Source organism: Streptomyces sp. NPDC056224, from assembly GCF_042267665.1.
Taxonomy (GTDB): Bacteria; Actinomycetota; Actinomycetes; order Streptomycetales; family Streptomycetaceae; genus Streptomyces.
In genome coordinates, this window is record NZ_JBHJTK010000010.1 from 48,436 (window position 1) to 64,750 (window position 16,315).

At 73.1% G+C, this 16,315-nt stretch carries 8 protein-coding genes; 2 read left to right on the forward strand and 6 right to left on the reverse strand.

Annotation, left to right across the window (positions count from 1 at the left end; all coding sequences use genetic code 11):
* The first annotated feature begins 149 nt into the window (after window positions 1-149).
* Window positions 150-545, forward strand: a complete 396-nt coding sequence (locus ACFCZ1_RS15475; protein WP_376678794.1) for a hypothetical protein — start codon at window positions 150-152, stop codon at window positions 543-545.
* A gap of 108 nt (window positions 546-653) precedes the next feature.
* Entirely contained in the window at window positions 654-1,133 is a 480-nt protein-coding gene (locus tag ACFCZ1_RS15480; RefSeq protein ID WP_376678905.1) for a class I SAM-dependent methyltransferase, read from the forward strand.
* Between the two features lie 1,121 nt (window positions 1,134-2,254).
* Here the strand turns inward: ACFCZ1_RS15480 and ACFCZ1_RS15485 are convergent.
* From ACFCZ1_RS15485 to ACFCZ1_RS15510, 6 genes are read right to left on the reverse strand one after another with little or no spacing between them, the layout of a single operon-like run.
* A complete protein-coding gene (locus ACFCZ1_RS15485) occupies window positions 2,255-3,073 on the reverse strand; it encodes a pyrroline-5-carboxylate reductase family protein (protein WP_376678795.1) in 819 nt (272 codons plus the stop codon).
* Window positions 3,070-4,242 carry a pyridoxal phosphate-dependent aminotransferase gene (locus tag ACFCZ1_RS15490; RefSeq protein ID WP_376678796.1) on the reverse strand — a complete coding sequence of 391 codons (1,173 nt, stop codon included), beginning with the start codon at window positions 4,240-4,242 and terminating at the stop codon, window positions 3,070-3,072. Before ACFCZ1_RS15490 ends, ACFCZ1_RS15485 begins: the two co-directional genes overlap by 4 nt.
* Window positions 4,232-5,491 carry a glutamate-5-semialdehyde dehydrogenase gene (locus tag ACFCZ1_RS15495; RefSeq protein ID WP_376678797.1) on the reverse strand — a complete coding sequence of 420 codons (1,260 nt, stop codon included), beginning with the start codon at window positions 5,489-5,491 and terminating at the stop codon, window positions 4,232-4,234. Before ACFCZ1_RS15495 ends, ACFCZ1_RS15490 begins: the two co-directional genes overlap by 11 nt.
* 1 nt (window position 5,492) lies before the next feature.
* Window positions 5,493-6,563: a glutamate 5-kinase gene (gene proB / locus ACFCZ1_RS15500; protein WP_376678798.1), complete on the reverse strand. Its 1,071-nt coding sequence runs from the start codon at window positions 6,561-6,563 to the stop codon at window positions 5,493-5,495.
* A 60-nt stretch (window positions 6,564-6,623) separates the two neighbouring features.
* Complete coding sequence (locus tag ACFCZ1_RS15505; protein WP_376678799.1) at window positions 6,624-11,693, reverse strand: amino acid adenylation domain-containing protein; 5,070 nt, start codon at window positions 11,691-11,693, stop codon at window positions 6,624-6,626.
* Window positions 11,690-16,237, reverse strand: coding sequence for an amino acid adenylation domain-containing protein (locus ACFCZ1_RS15510; protein WP_376678800.1), 4,548 nt, complete (start codon window positions 16,235-16,237; stop codon window positions 11,690-11,692). Before ACFCZ1_RS15510 ends, ACFCZ1_RS15505 begins: the two co-directional genes overlap by 4 nt.
* Window positions 16,238-16,315: the final 78 nt, after the last annotated feature.

The window sequence follows — 16,315 nt, forward strand, 5'->3', positions numbered from 1 at the left end:
CACCCCCCCTCTATCCCTCGATCGATCGATGGTTGTTTTTTTTTATCTATCGCTCGGTACTGCGAGCCTCCCTCCCTCCCTCCCTCCCTCCCTCCCTCCCTCCCTCCCTCCCTCCCTCCCTCCCTCCCTCCGCAAGATTGGACGTAGACGTGTCCCCTGACACCTGGAAGACCGCCGGACTCGCCGCGATCACATCCGCATGCATCATTACCGCCGCCTTCCTGGTGGTGGCGGCCAGAGCCGCCCGCAAGCGCGCTCCCCGAGACCACCGACCCCGCCTGTCCTTCTCGGCGCCGGTCGCCGCGGCATCCGTCCTGGGCACCGTCCTCGGCGCACTGGCAACCGACCGCACGCTCCACCTCGGCATGGACGAGCTGAAGACCCTGCTGATCCCCTTGACCACGGGTCACGCGGCAGATGCCCTGCTGCGCTCCCGTTCCCCTCGCCATTCCCCCCGGCCGTGGTCCGGCGGCTATGCCGCCGCGACCTGCGCACTCCTCATCGGCACCGTCGTCTCTGGCGCCACGACCTATCTCGGAGCCTGACGCCGCCGCCGTTTCCTGCGGTGGAGGCTGCCGCAGCTTGAGTCGTCAACTGTCCTCCGGCCCGGAGGATGTGGCTAGCACGGTCCGGCGAGCGGCAAGACCCACAAGCTGGGCGACCGTGTCCGGGTCTGCGTGGCCGATCACCATCGGCTGCCGTTCCCCGACCGCTGCTTCGACGCCGCGTACCTTCTCGAATCGGCCATCTGCTCCACCGACCTCGTCGCTCTCTTCCAAGAGATCTCCCGCGTCCTACGCCCCACTGGCGTGCTCTACGTGAAGGACAGTCCTTCGCCTGCCCACGCAACACAGTGGCGAGCTGAGCCTGCATCGCCTGGTCCCGCGCCGAGTCCATCGCCGCCTGCCATCGGACCTTCCGGTCCTCCCTGGCCCGCCCCTCATCGATCCCGCGCTGGGCGCCCTCCCCTGCGCGTACCTCCACCTCCTGCAGAATCCTGCCGAGAACGTCCTCCAGCCTCCACCGCTTCCGGTCCGCCCACTTCCCCTGGCGGCCCGCGCGGCTGTAGCGAAGCTCGATCATCAGACTCTGCGCCCGCTCCGGATCCGCGGACTGCACAAACTCCTGCTTGATCGTCACCATGTACGTGAAGTCGCCGACGCCCAAGTCCAGCTCCTCCTCACGCCGGGAGAGACGAGAGGGCGGTACGTGCCTCCGTACGCATGGGGCCGACTCCGGTAGTTCTCAACCACCGGTTCTCCCGCACCGTGTGACCGCGCTTCACCGCTTCCGCGCACAGCGCCTGGAGCAGGCGCAGAGCTCTGTTCCGAAGAGCCGCGGGCACGGCGAGTTGGCACTGGTCTTCCTTGAGAGCAGCCACCACCGGGTGCAAGACACGGAGCTGGGCGGGCACGGGGATGGGCGCCGCATCCCGGTGCGCCACGCCCGCGCCACAGGCCGCTCCGAGTGCAGTGTAGGAGTCTTCTTGGCGACCTCCTGGGGCCTGGCGGTATTCCGCGGATCCTCCGGATGGTGACCGTGTTCCAGGTAGAACTTCGCGGCACCGGTGACCTCGGTCTGCACGGCCCCGCCGCGGCGTACGACGACCAGCAGCCCTCGATCGCGCAACGCGTACGCGGACAGCCGTTCAGCCGACGCCACGCCAGGCTCCTCGCCGGCATCCAGCCGCCGCAGGAGCTCTCGCTGGCGGTCGTTCAACGGGGACCAGCGGTGCATGCACCCACCGCACGCTCTCACCAGCAGATGCCCCCAGCGTGTGCGCGGGAGGAGGTAGGCCAACGCCCCTATAGCGTCGCCATCCGGCCCTCCACGGCATGCAGAAAGCCGCCTCCCCGAGCTGGCACGCAGCCCGGCCCGGGGGTGACTTCCTACTGTTGATGCACCGTCAAGAAACCAGCCCGACGAGCGTCAAATGAGCGTCACGATCCACGTGGTGCGTCATCGCAACCATGTCAATGGAGAACACGTTAAAGAAAACTTCAGGTCACGGCTTGCGTGAGGCAAATCGGGCTCAAGATCAATGTGCGTTGCGGGCGCCATGGGCGCTGCGTGCCACCTTTCGACGCACGCCTACAGCCGCCCCGAGGGTCGCGAAGACCTTGGGTCGTCGTGGGGGCCGGGTGTGTGTCCCCGTGCCAGGGAAGCCATGCACGAGGCACAGCACACGGTGGCGGTGAGCGATACGCGCAGCCGGTGCACGAGGGACACCACACGCTCCGACGGTGTTCTCCGGTCAGGCACGGGCCAGCCGTTTCATCGACAGGTCCACCGCCGCGTCCACGGCCCGCCGCACCGCGGCCGGCACCTCGTCCTCGTCGAGCACGCGCAGCGCGGCCTCCGTCATGCCGCCCGGCGAGGCGACGGAGTCGATGACCGCGTCCACGGTCACCGCCTCCTGCGCCAGGAGCGCGCCGGTGCCGCGAACCGCGTGGGCGGCGAGGACCGCGGCCGTCCGGGCGTCGAGGCCCTCGGCCCGGCCCGCCTCCGCGAGCGACCGCGCGAAGTGCGCGACCAGTGCCGGGCCCGCTCCGGAGACCGCGCTCACCGCCTCGAGGAGGTCCTCCTCGACGACGAAGGTCTCTCCCAGCGGCCTGAACAGGCGCTCCACGGCCGCCAGCCGGGCCGCGTCGGCGCGGGGGCCGGCCGAGAGGACGGTCGCTCCGGCGCGCACCGCCACCCCCACGTTCGGCACGGCCCGCACCACCGGCACCCCGGGCAGCGCCGCCGCCACGGCCTCCGTCCGCCACGAGGCCACGAGCGACAGCAGGGTCTGCTCCGGGCCGAGCAGGCCGGACAGGGCGGCGAGCGCCTCCCGGGTCTCGTGCGGGTGCACGGCGAGCACCACGATGTCGGCGCCCCGCACCGCGGCGGCGTTCCCGTCCGCCGCGGTGAGGCCGAACTGGCGGCTCAGCGCCAGGGCGCCGGCCCCGCTGCGGGACACACCGCGCATCGCGTGCGCGGTGTGCCCGGCGGCGACCAGCCCCCGCACCAGGGCGCGGGTGATCCGGCCGCAGCCGATGAACGCGAGCACGGGGCGGTCCGTCCCGCTCACCGGGTCTCCTCGATCAGGGTGGCGACCGCCGAGATCCCGCGGACCAGCCGCTCCTCGCTCTCCGCGCCGACCGCGATCCGGACGAACCGGTCGCAGGAGGCGCCGTAGCCCGCGCCCGGCACCACGCCGACCCCGTGCCGTACCAGCAACTCGTACGCGAACTCCTCGGAGTCCAGCCGCGAGGCGCCGAGCGAGGCGAACAGATAGAAGGTGGAGTCCCCTTCGAGGCACTCGACGCCCCGGTCCGCGAGGAGCCGGGCCATGCGGTTGCGGGTCTCCACCACGCGCCGGATCTGCGGCCTGGTGTGCTCCAGGACGGCCTCGAAGTGCTTCGCCAGCCAGTGGCTCAGGATGGTCGGCGCGCAGGTCACCAGGTGCTGCTGGACCTTGATGACCTGGGCGAGCAGGGGCGCTCCGGCCACCAGGTAGCCGATCCGCCAGCCCGAGATCCCGTAGTTCTTCGACATCGAGTTGCACACGACGGTGTGGCGCTTGTCCGGGTCATGCTCGAGGGCCGAGACGAACCGCTCACCGGCGGGCACGAACTCGTGGTAGGCCTCGTCGGCGATGAGGAACAGGCCGTGCCGGTCGGCCAGCTGGTGCAGGACCCGCAACTGGTCGGCGCCGAGGCGGCGGCCGGTCGGGTTGTGCGGATTGTTGACGATGATCGCCTTGGTGCGCGGCGTGACGCGGGCGCCGAGCTCCTCCACGGACTCGAACCACGGCGTCATCACCGGCACGCCGCGGGCGAGGCGCACCTGGTCGGGGTAGCTCACCCACAGCGGCTCCGGGATGATCACCTCGTCGCCCGGTTCGAGCAGGGTTGTGAGCACCATGAAGATGGCCGCCTTGGAACCGACGGTCACCAGGATCTCTTCGGCCGGGTCGACCGGCGCGGCGGAGATCTCCCGCTGGTACCGGGCAAGCTTCTCGCGCAGCAGCGGCACCCCGCGGGAGTGCGAGTAGTGGTGGATCTGCTGGGCGGGCAGACCCTCGAAGGACGGCAGCGGGATGTCGAAGAACGCCTCGCCCAGGGAGAGCGTGACGATGTCCCGGCCGGCTTCCTTGAGTTCGTAGATCTGGTTGTTGAGCCGGATCGACGACGCCTCCGAGATCCCGTCGAGGAGGCTGGAGTGGCGGGGCGGGCGCAGCGGGGTCTCAGAGAACACGGACCTGCCCGTTTCCCCAGACGACGTTCTTGACGCAGGTCAGCGACTCCAGGCCCATGGGGCCGCGGGCGTGCAGCTTCTGGGTGGAGACGCCGATCTCGACGCCGTAGCCGAACTCGCCGCCGTCGGAGTACCGGGTCGACGTGTTCACGAAGACGCTGCCGGAGTCGATCGCCCGGGCGAAGCGCCGGGCCACCGTGATGTCCTGCGCCACGATGCCCTCGGCGTTCCGCGTGCCGTAGCGGTTGATGTGCGCCAGGGCCTCGTCGAGGCCATCGACGACCTTCACCGCCAGCACCAGGTCCAGGTACTCCGTCTCCCAGTCGGCGTCCTGCGCCTCGATGGCGGCGGGCCACACCTCGCGGGTGCGGGCGTCGCCGCGGATCTCGACGCCGAGGCCCTGGAGCGCGTCGAGGGTCTTGGGCAACCAGTCCGCCGCCAGGTCGGCGTGGACGAGGAGTGTCTCCACGGCGTTGCAGACGCTGGGACGGGACGTCTTGCCGTTGATCACGATGTCGGTCGCCATGGCCGGGTCGGCCGTCGCGTCCACGTAGACGTGGCAGTTGCCGTCGCCGTCGATGACGGTCGGCACCGTCGCGTTCTCCTGGACGGTCTTGATCAAGCCGGGGCCGCCGCGGGGCACCAGCAGGTCGACGTACTCGTCGGCGCGCAGCAGCTCCAGGGCCGCCTCGCGCGAGGTGTCGCGGATGAGCTGCACCGCGTCGTCGGGGACGTCCTCCTGGCGCCGCAGGACCTCGGTGAGGACGTCGGCGATGGCGGCGTTGGTGTGCTGCGCGATCGAGGAGCCGCGCAGCACCGCCGCGTTGCCCGTCTTCAGGCAGAGGGCCGCGACATCGGCGGTGACGTTGGGCCGCGCCTCGTAGATGACGGCGACGACGCCGAGGGGCTCGCGGACCTGCTGGATCTGGAGGCCGTTGGGGCGGGTCCAGCCCTGCACCACCGAGCCGACCGGGTCGGGCAGGTCGACGATCGTGCGGATCGCCTTCGTCATGCCGGCGATGCGCTTGTCGGTGAGGGTCAGGCGGTCGATCAGGGTCGCCGAGGTGCCGGCTTCGCGGGCGGCGGCGACATCGAGCGCGTTGGCCTCCTGCAGCCGGGCCGCGGCCGCGTCGATGGCGTCGGCCATCTCCGCGAGCACCCGGTCCTTGACCTCGGTCGTCAGCTCCTTCACGACGAGTGACGCCTCGTAGGCACGACGGCAGATCTCACGCACGGGTACGACGGACATTTCATGCCTCCAGAAAACTGACGTAGTCGAAGGGGGGGATGACGGGCGTCCCGGCGGGGTGGTGCCCGCCCGAGACGGCGGCGTGGTCCGCCCGGGTGCGGCCGCGGGCGATGACGCCGTGACCGGGCACGGTCACGTCGACCACGGCGTCCGCCGCGAAGCCGCCCTCGCCGGCGAGGCAGTGCCCGGCCGTCAGCGGGCCGCCGTCGTGGACGACGGCGACCGCCTCGGGGCGGCACACGAGCCGGCCCGCGGGCGGCGTGCCCAGGGACCGCCATAGCCGGCCGAGGTCGGGCTCCTTGCCCGGCGTGCGCGGGTGAACGAGCGTGCCGACGGACTCTCCGGCCATCGCGCGCTCCACGATGTCCGGGCTGTTGGCGCCCGCGATGACAGTGGGCACCCCGGCCAGGGAGGCGATCCACGCCGCGCACAGCTTCGCGGACATCCCTCCGGTGCCGAGCCCCCGCGCGGTCAGCCCGGCGAGGCGCTCCACCTCCGGGGTCATGGCCGGCACCTCCGGGATGAGCCGGGCGGCGGCGTCGCGCCGCGGGTCGCTCTCGAACAGGCCGGGCACGTCCGTCAGCAGGAGCAGCCGGGCGGCGCCGAGCGACGCGGCGAGGAGCGCCGCGAGCACGTCGTTGTTGCGGACCATGACGGCGTCGTTCTCGTTCACGATCGGTACGAGTCCGTGGGCCAGGCCCTCCTCGACCACGGTCCGGGCGCTGTCGCGGTGCTCGGGGAGCGTCAGGTCGAGCGGCGTCAAAAGGATCTGCGCCGCGACGAGTCCACGTGCGGACAGGGCCCGGCGGAACCCGTCGAAGAGCACTCCCTGGCCGACCGCGGCGGCCAGTTGGCGTCCGTGCGCCGACGGCCCGCCGGCGCCCTTGAGCAGCGCGTCACCGGCGGCGATGGCCCCGGACCCGAGGAGCACCGGCCGCACGCCGCCGGCGCGCAGCCGCACCACGGCGTCGGCGAGGGCGTCCAGTTTGACCCGGTCGGGCAGCCCTTCCGACATGAGGGAGGACGTACCGATCTTGATGACGACGCATCCGGGAGGAGCGCCAGACGACATGCTGAACCTGCTTCCGATGGGGGACATGGCGTGCGGGTCTGCGCGGAAAGGGGAAGGGGGTCACGGGGCGGGGGCTGTGCCGGCCGGTCCGTCGCCGGCCGCGGTGTGGCGCGCCAGCTCCTGCTCGGTCATGCCCAGCACCTCCGCCGTGATCACCTCCTCGACCTTCCGTGCGAGCAGGGCGACGGTCGGGTTCTCGAAGAGGGCGCGGACGGGCAGCGCGATGGCGAAGGCCTCCCGCACCCGGGACACCACCTGGGTGGCGAAGAGCGAATGCCCGCCCAAGTCGAAGAAGTTCTCGTGCGGTCCGACCGCCCCGCGGGCGAGGACCCGGGCCCAGATCCCCGCGATGATCTCCTCCTGCGGGGAACCGAAAGCCTCCGGCTCGGCGCTCCCGCCGTGTGCCGCGCCGGGCTCGGGCAGGGCCCGCCGGTCCACCTTGCCGTTGGGGTTCAGGGGCAGCTCGGCCAGGGGCACGTACGACACCGGGATCATGTAGTCCGGCAGCAGCCGCCGCAGGAAGTCCCTGAGCTCCTGCGGCGCCGGGGCCCCGGCGCCCGCCACCGGCACGACGTACGCGGTGAGCTGGAGCCCGCCGCCCGGCCCCGGGTGGACGAGGACGGCCGCGTTCTGCACCCGCGGATGGGTGCTGACGACGACCTCCACCTCGGCCGGCTCGATGCGGAAGCCGCGGATCTTCACCTGGTCGTCGGTGCGGCCGGCGAACTCGAGCCGCCCGTCCGCCGTCCACCGGGCCACGTCACCGGTCCGGTACATCCGGCTGCCCGGCTCGCCGCCGAACGGGTCGGCGACGTAGCGGGAGGCGGTCAGGCCGGGACGCCCGACGTAGCCCCGGGCCAGCGCGGCGCTGCGCAGGTAGACCTCGCCGCGGACCCCGACCGGGACGGGACGCAGCCGGTCGTCCAGGACGTACACCGCCACATTGGGCAGCGGCGTGCCGATCGCCGGGCGGGCCGGCCACGACTCCGGGTCGCCGCGCAGCGTGAGGCGGGTGACGGCGTGCGTCTCGGCAGGCCCGTACTGGTTCTCCAGGACCGCCCCGTCGAGCGCCGCCAGGAACGCGCGGATCTCCGCGGTCAGCCGGAGCGCCTCGCCGCCGACGATCACCTCCGTCAGGGCCAGCGGCAGCGCCTCCCGGTCCGCCCGGCGCGCCCAGGTCGCGGCGAGCTGCTGGAGCATGGACGGGGAGGAGTACATGCGCTGGATCCGGTGCTCGGCGAGCGCGTCGAGCAGCAGGTCGAGGTCCTCCCGCGTGGAGTCCTCGATCACGGTGAGCGTGCCGCCCGCCGCGAGCGCCACGTAGAACTCCTGGAGGGCGACGTCGAACCCCAGGGACGACAGCTGGGCGACCCTCCGGGGCCCGAGCCCGTCCGCCAGCTTCCAGCCGACGAGGTTCTCCAGCGTGCTGTCGCACAGGCCGATGCCCTTGGGGCGGCCGGTCGAGCCGGAGGTGAACAGCACGTGCGACAGATGGGCGGGGAGGGCCCGCCGCTCAGGCCGGCCCGTCGGCGCCCCGCCGGCCCGGGCCAGCAGCTCCGCGGCCTCGACCAGCTCCGCGGGCCCGCCGGCGACGCACCCCGCCAGACTCGACCCGTACACGACGAGGCCCGCGCCGGCGTCCTCCAGCATGTGACGGAGCCGCTCGGCGGGATGGATCGGATCGAGCGGCAGGTAGACGCAGCCCGCCTTCATGATGCCGAGCATCACCACGAACACGTCCACGCCGCGGGGCATGCAGACGCCGATCACCTGCTCGGGGACGCACCCCCCGGCCCGCAGGGTATGCGCGACCTGGTTGGCCCGGGCCTCCAGCTCGGCGTAGGTCAGGGACCCGCCGCTGTCCGCCAGGGCCGTGCGGTCGGGGGTACGGGCCAGCTGATCGGTGAACGTGTCGACGATGCTGCCGCCGGTGCGCACCGCGGCCGTGTCCCGGTTCCACTCCACCAGAAGGGTCTCGCGGTCACGGTCGTCCAGGGCCGACAGCTCCGACAGCGGCCGGTCGGCGTCCTCGGCGATACAGGCGAGCAGCCGCAGGAACTGCCGTACGAGGCTCTCGGCGGTCTCTGGGGTGTACAGGTCCGTGCTGTGCACGAGCCGTCCCGACAGCAGGCCGTCGCGGTCCTCCAGGTACATCTCCAGGTCGAAGCGGGCCTCCCGCGCCGGTATCGGCACCGGGGCGCACTCCAGCCGGCCGGGGAGCGTCGGCTCGGCGACGCTGTCGACGTCGAACCACACCTGGAAGACCGGGTTGCGGCTGAGGTCGCGCTCGCCGGTCAGCTCCGCCACGACGTGCTCGAAGGGGTACGCCTCGTGCGCGTAGGCGTCCAGGGTGACCTCGCGGGCCTGCCGCAGCAGCTCGGTGAAGCGCAGGTCGCCGGACCAGCGCAGTCGCAGCGGGACCGTGTTCACGAAGAAGCCGATGAGTCCGTCGAGCTCGGGACGCACACGGCCCGAGATGGGCGAGCCCGTCACGATGTCGCTGCTCGCGCTGTGCTTGCCGAGCAGCGCGTCGAACCCGGCGAGCAGCACCATGAACAGGCTCGCACCGTGGGCGCGTCCCAGCGCGCGCAGCTCGTCGGCCACGGCGACCGGGACGGTGAAGTCCACCTGCGCGCCCCGCCCGGAAAGGGCCTTGGGCCGCGGCCGGTCCGTGGGCAGGTCGAGCGAGTCCGGTGCCCCGTCCAGCTGCTCGCGCCAGTAGGCGAGGTGCCGGGCGCTCTCGGCCTCGTCCAGCCACGCGCGCTGCCACGCCGCGTAGTCGCCGTATTGGACGGGCAGCTCGGGCAGCGTGACCGGACGCCCCCGGGTCAGGCCGTCGTAGAGGGCGGAGACCTCCGCCCAGAACACGTTCATGGACCAGCCGTCCACGACGATGTGGTGGAACGTCACGGCCAGGTGGTGCGTCGTGGCGTCCGTACGGATCAGCCGGGCGCGCATCAGCGGGCCGCGGGCGAGGTCGAACGGTTCCTCCGCGCAGCGCCGGGCCACCGCCCGCACCTCGGCTTCGGCCCGCTCGGGAGCGACGTCCGACAGGTCCGTGAGCGTCAGCGGCAGGTCACCGGGGGCGCCGACGACCACGCGCGGCAGGCCGCCTTCGTTCACGAAGGTGCTGCGCAGCACGTCGTGGCGGCGCCACACCTCGCCGATGGCGCGCTCCAGGGCGGCGGCGTCCAGGTCTCCGCCGATGCGCCACAGCGCCTGCACGTTGTAGAGCGCGGGGTCGGTGACGACCTGGTCCAGGAACCACAGGCGCCGCTGCGCGAAGGAGAGTTCGGGCTCGCCGGCGGCGGGGGCGAGGACGGGGACGGCGGTGCCGCCCGCGCTCGCGACGTACTCCGTGAAGGCGCGTACGGTCGGGTGGTCGAACAGGCCGCGGACCGGGACGTCCACGCCGTACGCCTCGCGGGTGCGGGAGACGATCTGTGCGGCCTGGAGCGAGTGGCCGCCGAGTTCGAGGAAGTCGTCGTCGACGCCGAACTCGACGCCGCCGAGGACCTCCGTCCACAGCGCGGCCATCCGCTTCTCGGCCTCGTCGCGCGGCGGCACGGGCGGCGTGGTCCGGTGGGCGGCGGGCTCCGGCAGCGCGGCGCGGTCCACCTTCCCATGGGAGGTCAGCGGGAACGCGGGCAGCTCCACGAACGCGCTCGGCACCATGGAGGCGGGCAGCCGGTCACGCATGAACTCCCGCAGCTCGGCCACGGGGGGACCGGCCGGGCCGGCCGGCACCGTGTACGCGACCAGCTGTCGGTGCCCCGGGGCCGCCGGGCGCGCCACCACGCACACCTGGCGCACCGCCGGGTGCGCGGCGAGGACCGCCTCCACCTCGGCGGGCTCGATGCGGTGGCCGCGGATCTTGACCTGGTCGTCGGTCCTTCCCATGAACTGGAGCGTCGCCCCGTCCGGCAGCGTCCGCACCAGGTCGCCCGAGCGGTACATGCGGGTCCCGGCGGGACCGAAGGGATCCGCGACGAACCGCTCGGCGGTCGCCGCGGCGGCGCCGAGATAGCCCCGGGCCAGGCAGGGACCGGCGAGGTACAGCTCCCCGGTGCCGCCGTCCGCGATGGGGCGCAGCGCCGCGTCGAGCACATAGGCGCGGACGCCGTCGCCGGGGCGGCCCAGGGAGGGGACGGGCGCGTCCCCGGCGGCGCTCAGGGTGACCTGGACCGTCGCCTCGGTGGGCCCGTACGCCATGAGGACCCGGTGGTGTGCCGACCACAGGGCGAGCAGCTCGGCGGAGAGCGCCTCCCCGCCGATGGTCAGGGTGAGGGGGCCGGGTATCCGGTTGGCTACGAGCGTGCTGAGGACGCCGGGTGTGGTGGCCAGGTGGGTGACGGCGTGGTCCCGGAGCAGATCGAGGAGTTCGGCCCCGACGGGCTGTCCGCCGGACTCGGGCAGGACGAGGGTGGCGCCGCTGAGCAGGCCCGTGACGAGGTCGCCGAGGCTGACGTCGAAGTGGGGTGAGACGCCCTGCAGCACCCGGCTGCCCGGGCCGATGCCCTGGCGCTCGGTCGCGGTGGACAGCAGAGCGGCGAGGCCCGTGTGCGTGACCTGGACCCCCTTGGGCGTGCCCGTGGAGCCCGAGGTGTGGATGACGTACGCGGGGTGCTCGGGAAGCAGCGGAGCACGCCGCTCCGCGTCGGTCGGCGCGGTCTCGGGAAGCCCCGGGGCGATGTCCGCGTCGTCCGCGTCGAGGTCGATCATGAGCACGTCCGGTGCCGTTCCCGCCGTTCCCTCCGTTCCCGCCGTTCCCTCCGTTCCCTCCGTTCCCTCCGTTCCCTCCGTTCCCTCCCGGATGGTCAGGGCGGGGCGGGCGGACGAGCGGATCGCCGCGATCCGCTCCGGGGGGTGCGTGGGGTCCACCGGCAGGTAGCAGGCGCCGGCCTTGAGGACCGCGAGCACCGTCTGCACCCACCGCACGGAGCGCGGGAGTTCGACGGCGACCACCGTCTCGGGGCCCGCGCCGCACGCGATCAGCCGGTGGGCCAGACGGCTGGAGACGCGGTCGAGCTCCGCGTAGCCGACGGAGGTGTCGGCGACCCGTACGGCCGCGGCGTCCGGATGGGCCGCCGCGACGGCCGCGAACAGGGAAGGAAAGGTATGCGTGGTCACGACTGCGTCGCCTTCGGGGTGCTCTCGGGAGTGCTCTCGGGGCGGGGGGATGCGGCGTCCGGGCGCCGTACGGGCCGGAGGGCCGGCCGCGCCGGCCTGGCCCGGCCGAGCCGCTCGGCCAGCTCGGCGACCGTGGGCGCGTCGAACACGTCGGGGATGCGCAGGTCGAGGCCGAGGCGGGCGCGCACCCGGCTGACGAGCCGCGTGGCGAGCAGCGAATGACCGCCGAGCGCGAAGAAGTCGTCGTCCACCGACACCTTCGGCCGCCCGAGGATCTCGGCGAACATCTCGCACAGCGCCGTCTCCCGCGGGGTGCGCGGCCCGCGTCCGGTGCCGGAGCCCGGCAGGGCGGGGTCGGGCAGCGCGTCGAGGTCGAGCTTGCCGTTCGGGGTGAGCGGCAGGGCGTCGAGCACCTCGATGCCCGACGGGACCATGTAGGAGGGCAAGGATTCGGCGAGGGCCGCCCGCACGGACGCGGCGAGCTCCGTCGCGCGCTGCCTGCGCCCGGGATCGTTGGTGAGCCCGTCGAGCCCGTCGAGGCCGTCCGGCGCGTCGGGGTGGGGCGCCCGGGGCCGGTACGCACCGGTCACCCGGCGGGCGTCGGAGGGGACGAAGACCACGTCGAACTGGTGCTCGTCGCCCGCCCCCGACCACGTGACGGCAGCGCGGCAGCCGAGGCTCTCGGCGAGGGCGTGCACGTCCTCCGGGTCGACCGCGGCCCCGGCGGGAACCGGCGCGCCCCGGTCCGGGTGCACCGCGTGCAGGGCAGCCGCCTCGTCCGCCAGCCGGGCGTTGGGGACGCCGGTCACGCGCAGCTCGCCGGGGAGGCGGCCCGTGAGCCGTTCGCGCAGGGACGCGAGCGAGCCGAGCGAGTCCCAGGTGACGCCCTCGGCACCGGCCAGGTTCCGGACACCCGTACCTTCGGTGTACAGGAACGCGTCGTAGCGGTGGCGGGTCAGCTCGTTGTGCGCCCGGCCGCGGCGCAGCTGGACGTCGACGCCCCCGACCCCGGGCAGCGCGAGGGGCAGAGAAGTGAAGTAGTCGGGATCGACGAGGAGTTCGCGCTCCTGCTCCAGGTCCTGGGCCACCTGGGCCGCGATCGCCCCCGGGTCGCCGCCCCGGCGCGTCCGGACGGCGGCGCGCAGGGTGGGCAGCAGCCGCACGTTGCGCACGTCGCCGACGAAGACGACGCCGCCGGGGGCGAGGCGCCGGACGAGGGCCTCCAGGACGCCGGTGAGGTACCGGGCACTGGGGAAGTACTGCACCACCGAGTTGAGGACGATGGTGTCGAAGTGGCCCTCGGGAAGCCCGTCGAGCTCATGCGCGGCCTGCCGGCTCACCTGGACCCGGCCCGTGAGGTCCGGGCGCTCGGCGACGAGCCGCCGCAGCCGCTCCACCACGTCGGCCGAGACGTCGGTGGCGCGGTACTCCTCGCAGTCCGGCGCGATCCGGGACAGCAGCAGACCGTTGCCCGCGCCGATCTCCAGGACCCTGCGCGGGGCGAGGCCGCGGATCCGGTCCACGGTGGACTCGCGCCACTCGGCCATCTCCGGCTCCGGGATGGGGGCGCCGTCGTACACGCTGGTCCAGATCGCGAAGCTGTCCTCCACCGCCGTCCCGTGCGCCGGCAGGGCGTCCCGGTAGAGGCCGTCGTACACGGTCCGCCAGGCGTCGAGCTGCCGCTCCTCAAGGGTGTCCCGGCCGGTGCCGTCCGCCCGCGGCACGACGTACGCGACGAGTGCCGGGTCGCCGACGGGGGTGGTGCGCAGACGCACGGCCGCCCGCTCCACGCCCGGGTGGGCCGCCGCCGCGGACTCGATCTCGCCCAGCTCGATCCGGTAGCCGCGCAGCTTCACCTGGTGGTCGGTGCGGCCCAGGCATTCGAGTTCGCCCCCGGCGGTCCAGCGGGCGAGGTCCCCGGTGCGGTACATCCGCGTGCCCGGCGCCCCGTGCGGGTCGGCGACGAAGCGCATCGAGGTGAGGCCGGGGCGCCCCAGGTAGCCGCGGGCCAGGCCGAGGCCCGCGATGTACAGCTCGCCGGTGACTCCCGGTGGGACGGGCCGCAGGTGCCGATCGAGCACGTACACGCGGTTGTTCCACAGCGGTGTACCCACGGTCGGGACGCCGGGGGAGCCGTCCAGGACCTTCGCCGTGGAGTAGACGGTGGTCTCGGTGGGGCCGTAGAAGTTGGTCGCCTCGGCGGACAACTCGTACATGCTCGCGCCCAGTTCGGCCGAGAGGACCTCGCCGACCGTGAGCATCCGCACGCCGCGCAGGCTCTCCGGGTCCGCCTCCACGAGGGCGTGCCAGAGCGAGGGCGTGGCCTGCAGCAGGGTCGCGCCGCGCTCCCGGACGGCGCGGGCGATCGCACCGGCGTCCTTCATCAGCTCCGGTTCGGCCAGGAGGATCTGTCCTCCGCTGATGAGCGGGAGGAGGAGTTCCACGGCCGCGATGTCGAAGGCGGTCGTCGTGATCGCGAGGAACCGGTCCTGCGGCCCCGGCCGCAGCCGCTCGGCCACGCAGGCCAGCAGGTTCGACAGGGCGGCGCGCGGGATGACGACACCCTTGGGGCGTCCGGTCGAGCCGGAGGTGTAGATGACGTACGCGGGGTGCTCCGGCTCGACCGCGGGGAGCGGGACGGGGCCGGACGCGGTCGGGTCCGGGGCCCGGCTCTCCGCGCCGTCGAGCAGCAGCGTCGGTGTGCCGGTCCCGGGCAGCCCCGTCACCGCCTCGGCGGTCGTGAGGATCAGCGTCGCCCGGCAGTCCGTCAGGATGTGGGCCACCCGGGCGGCCGGCTGGTCCAGGTCCAGCGGCACATAGGCCGCCCCGGCCTTGAGGACGCCGAGCAGGCCGGCCACCGTCGCCGCCGAGCGCGGCACGGCCAGCACCACGACGTCCTCGGGGCCGATCCCCTTCGACCGCAGCACGCGGGCCAGGCCGTCGGCCCGCTCACGGAGCTCGCGGTAGGTGAGGGTCTCCGCGCCGCAGCGGACCGCCACGGCGTCCGGGGTGCGGTCCGCGTGGGCGTCGAAGGCCGCGACGGGGTCGGCGTCGGCCGGTACGGCGACGTCGGTGGCGTTCCAGGCCTCGATCAGGGTGGCCGTCTCGTCGTCGGAGAGGGGCGACAGGCGGGACAGCGGGAGCTCGGGATGCGCGGCGACGGCGCTCAGCAGCGTCCGAAGGTGGCGTGCGAGCCGTTCCACGGTCCCGGGCAGGAACAGGTCGGTGCTGTAGAGGAAGTGCCCGGACAGCTCGCCCTCACCGGTGGCGATGCGCAGTTCCAAGTCCATGCGCGCGCTGTGCCGGTCGCGGGCCAGGTCCGCCACGTCGAGGCCGGCGGGCTGCTCGAAGGTGTGGTCGCGCCCGCCGTCGAACCAGATCTGGCACAGAGGGGTGCGGCTGAGGTCGCGGGCCGGCGCCACCTCCTCCACGATGCGCTCGAAGGGCACGCCGTCGTTGGCGTATGCGTCGAGCGAGACGTCCCTGACCTTCCGGAGCAGTTCGAGGAAGGTCGGGTCACCGGTCCAGGAGACGCGCAGCGGGAGCAGATTGACGAAGAAGCCGATCAGACCTTCCAGTTCGGGGCGGTCGCGGCCCGAGGACGGAGTGCCCGTGACGATGTCGGTGCTGCCGGTGTACCGCGACAGAAGGGCGTCGAAGGCGGCGAGCAGCACCATGAAGAGGGACGCGCCGTGGTCGCGGCCCAGCCGGCGCAGCCCTTCTGCCACCTCCGCGTCGACGGTGAACTCCACCTTCTCCGCACGGCCGCTGAGCGTGCGCGGGCGCGGCAGGTCGGTGCGCAGGTCGAGCGCGGCGGGAGCGCCGTCGAGCAGCTCCTTCCAGAAGCGCAGCCGGTCGGCCGCCTCCGGGCCGCGCATCCACTCCTTCTCCCGCTCGGCGAACTGCGCGTGCTGCAGGAGCAGCGGGGCCAGCGGCGAGGCGGCGTCGGCACGGAACGCCTCGTACAGGGAGCTGAGTTCGTGCCACAGCACGCCCATCGACCAGCCATCGACCACGATGTGATGGAACGTCAGCATCAGGGCGTGCCGGTTCGGCGCGAGCGTGAACAGGGCGGCGCGCATCAGGGGGCCGGCCGACAGGTCGAAGCCCTCGGCCGCGTCGGCGCCCGCGAGCCGGACCGCCTCGGCGCGGGCCGCGTCCGGGCCCAGCGCGGAGAGGTCGACGGCCTTGAGCGGCAGCGGACGGGGCTCGTCGACGATCTGCCGGAGGGTCTCGCCCTCCTCCTCGAACCGTGCGCGCAGCGCGTCGTGCCGCTGCCAGACGGCGTCGAGGGCGGCGCGCAGGGCCGCCGTGTCGAGGGGGCCGTCGATCGACCACAGCGTGTCGACGACATGCATGGGGGATTTCGGCATCAATTGCTCGAGGAACCACAACTGCCGTTGCGCGAAGGACGCGATGCCCATGCCGCGCGGGGCGGGGGCGGGGGCGGCGGTCGGCGGGGCCGTCTTCCCGAAGGCGCTCGTCGCGTTTCCCTGGAGGCGCTGCCGGATGAGGTTCTGCTGTTCTGGAGTGAGTTGGCTCATTTCTTTCCCCCCATCGCAGGACACACATCCGCCGTGGGCAGCGGTACGGAAAACATATCCAAAGGCAATTTTCAGCAG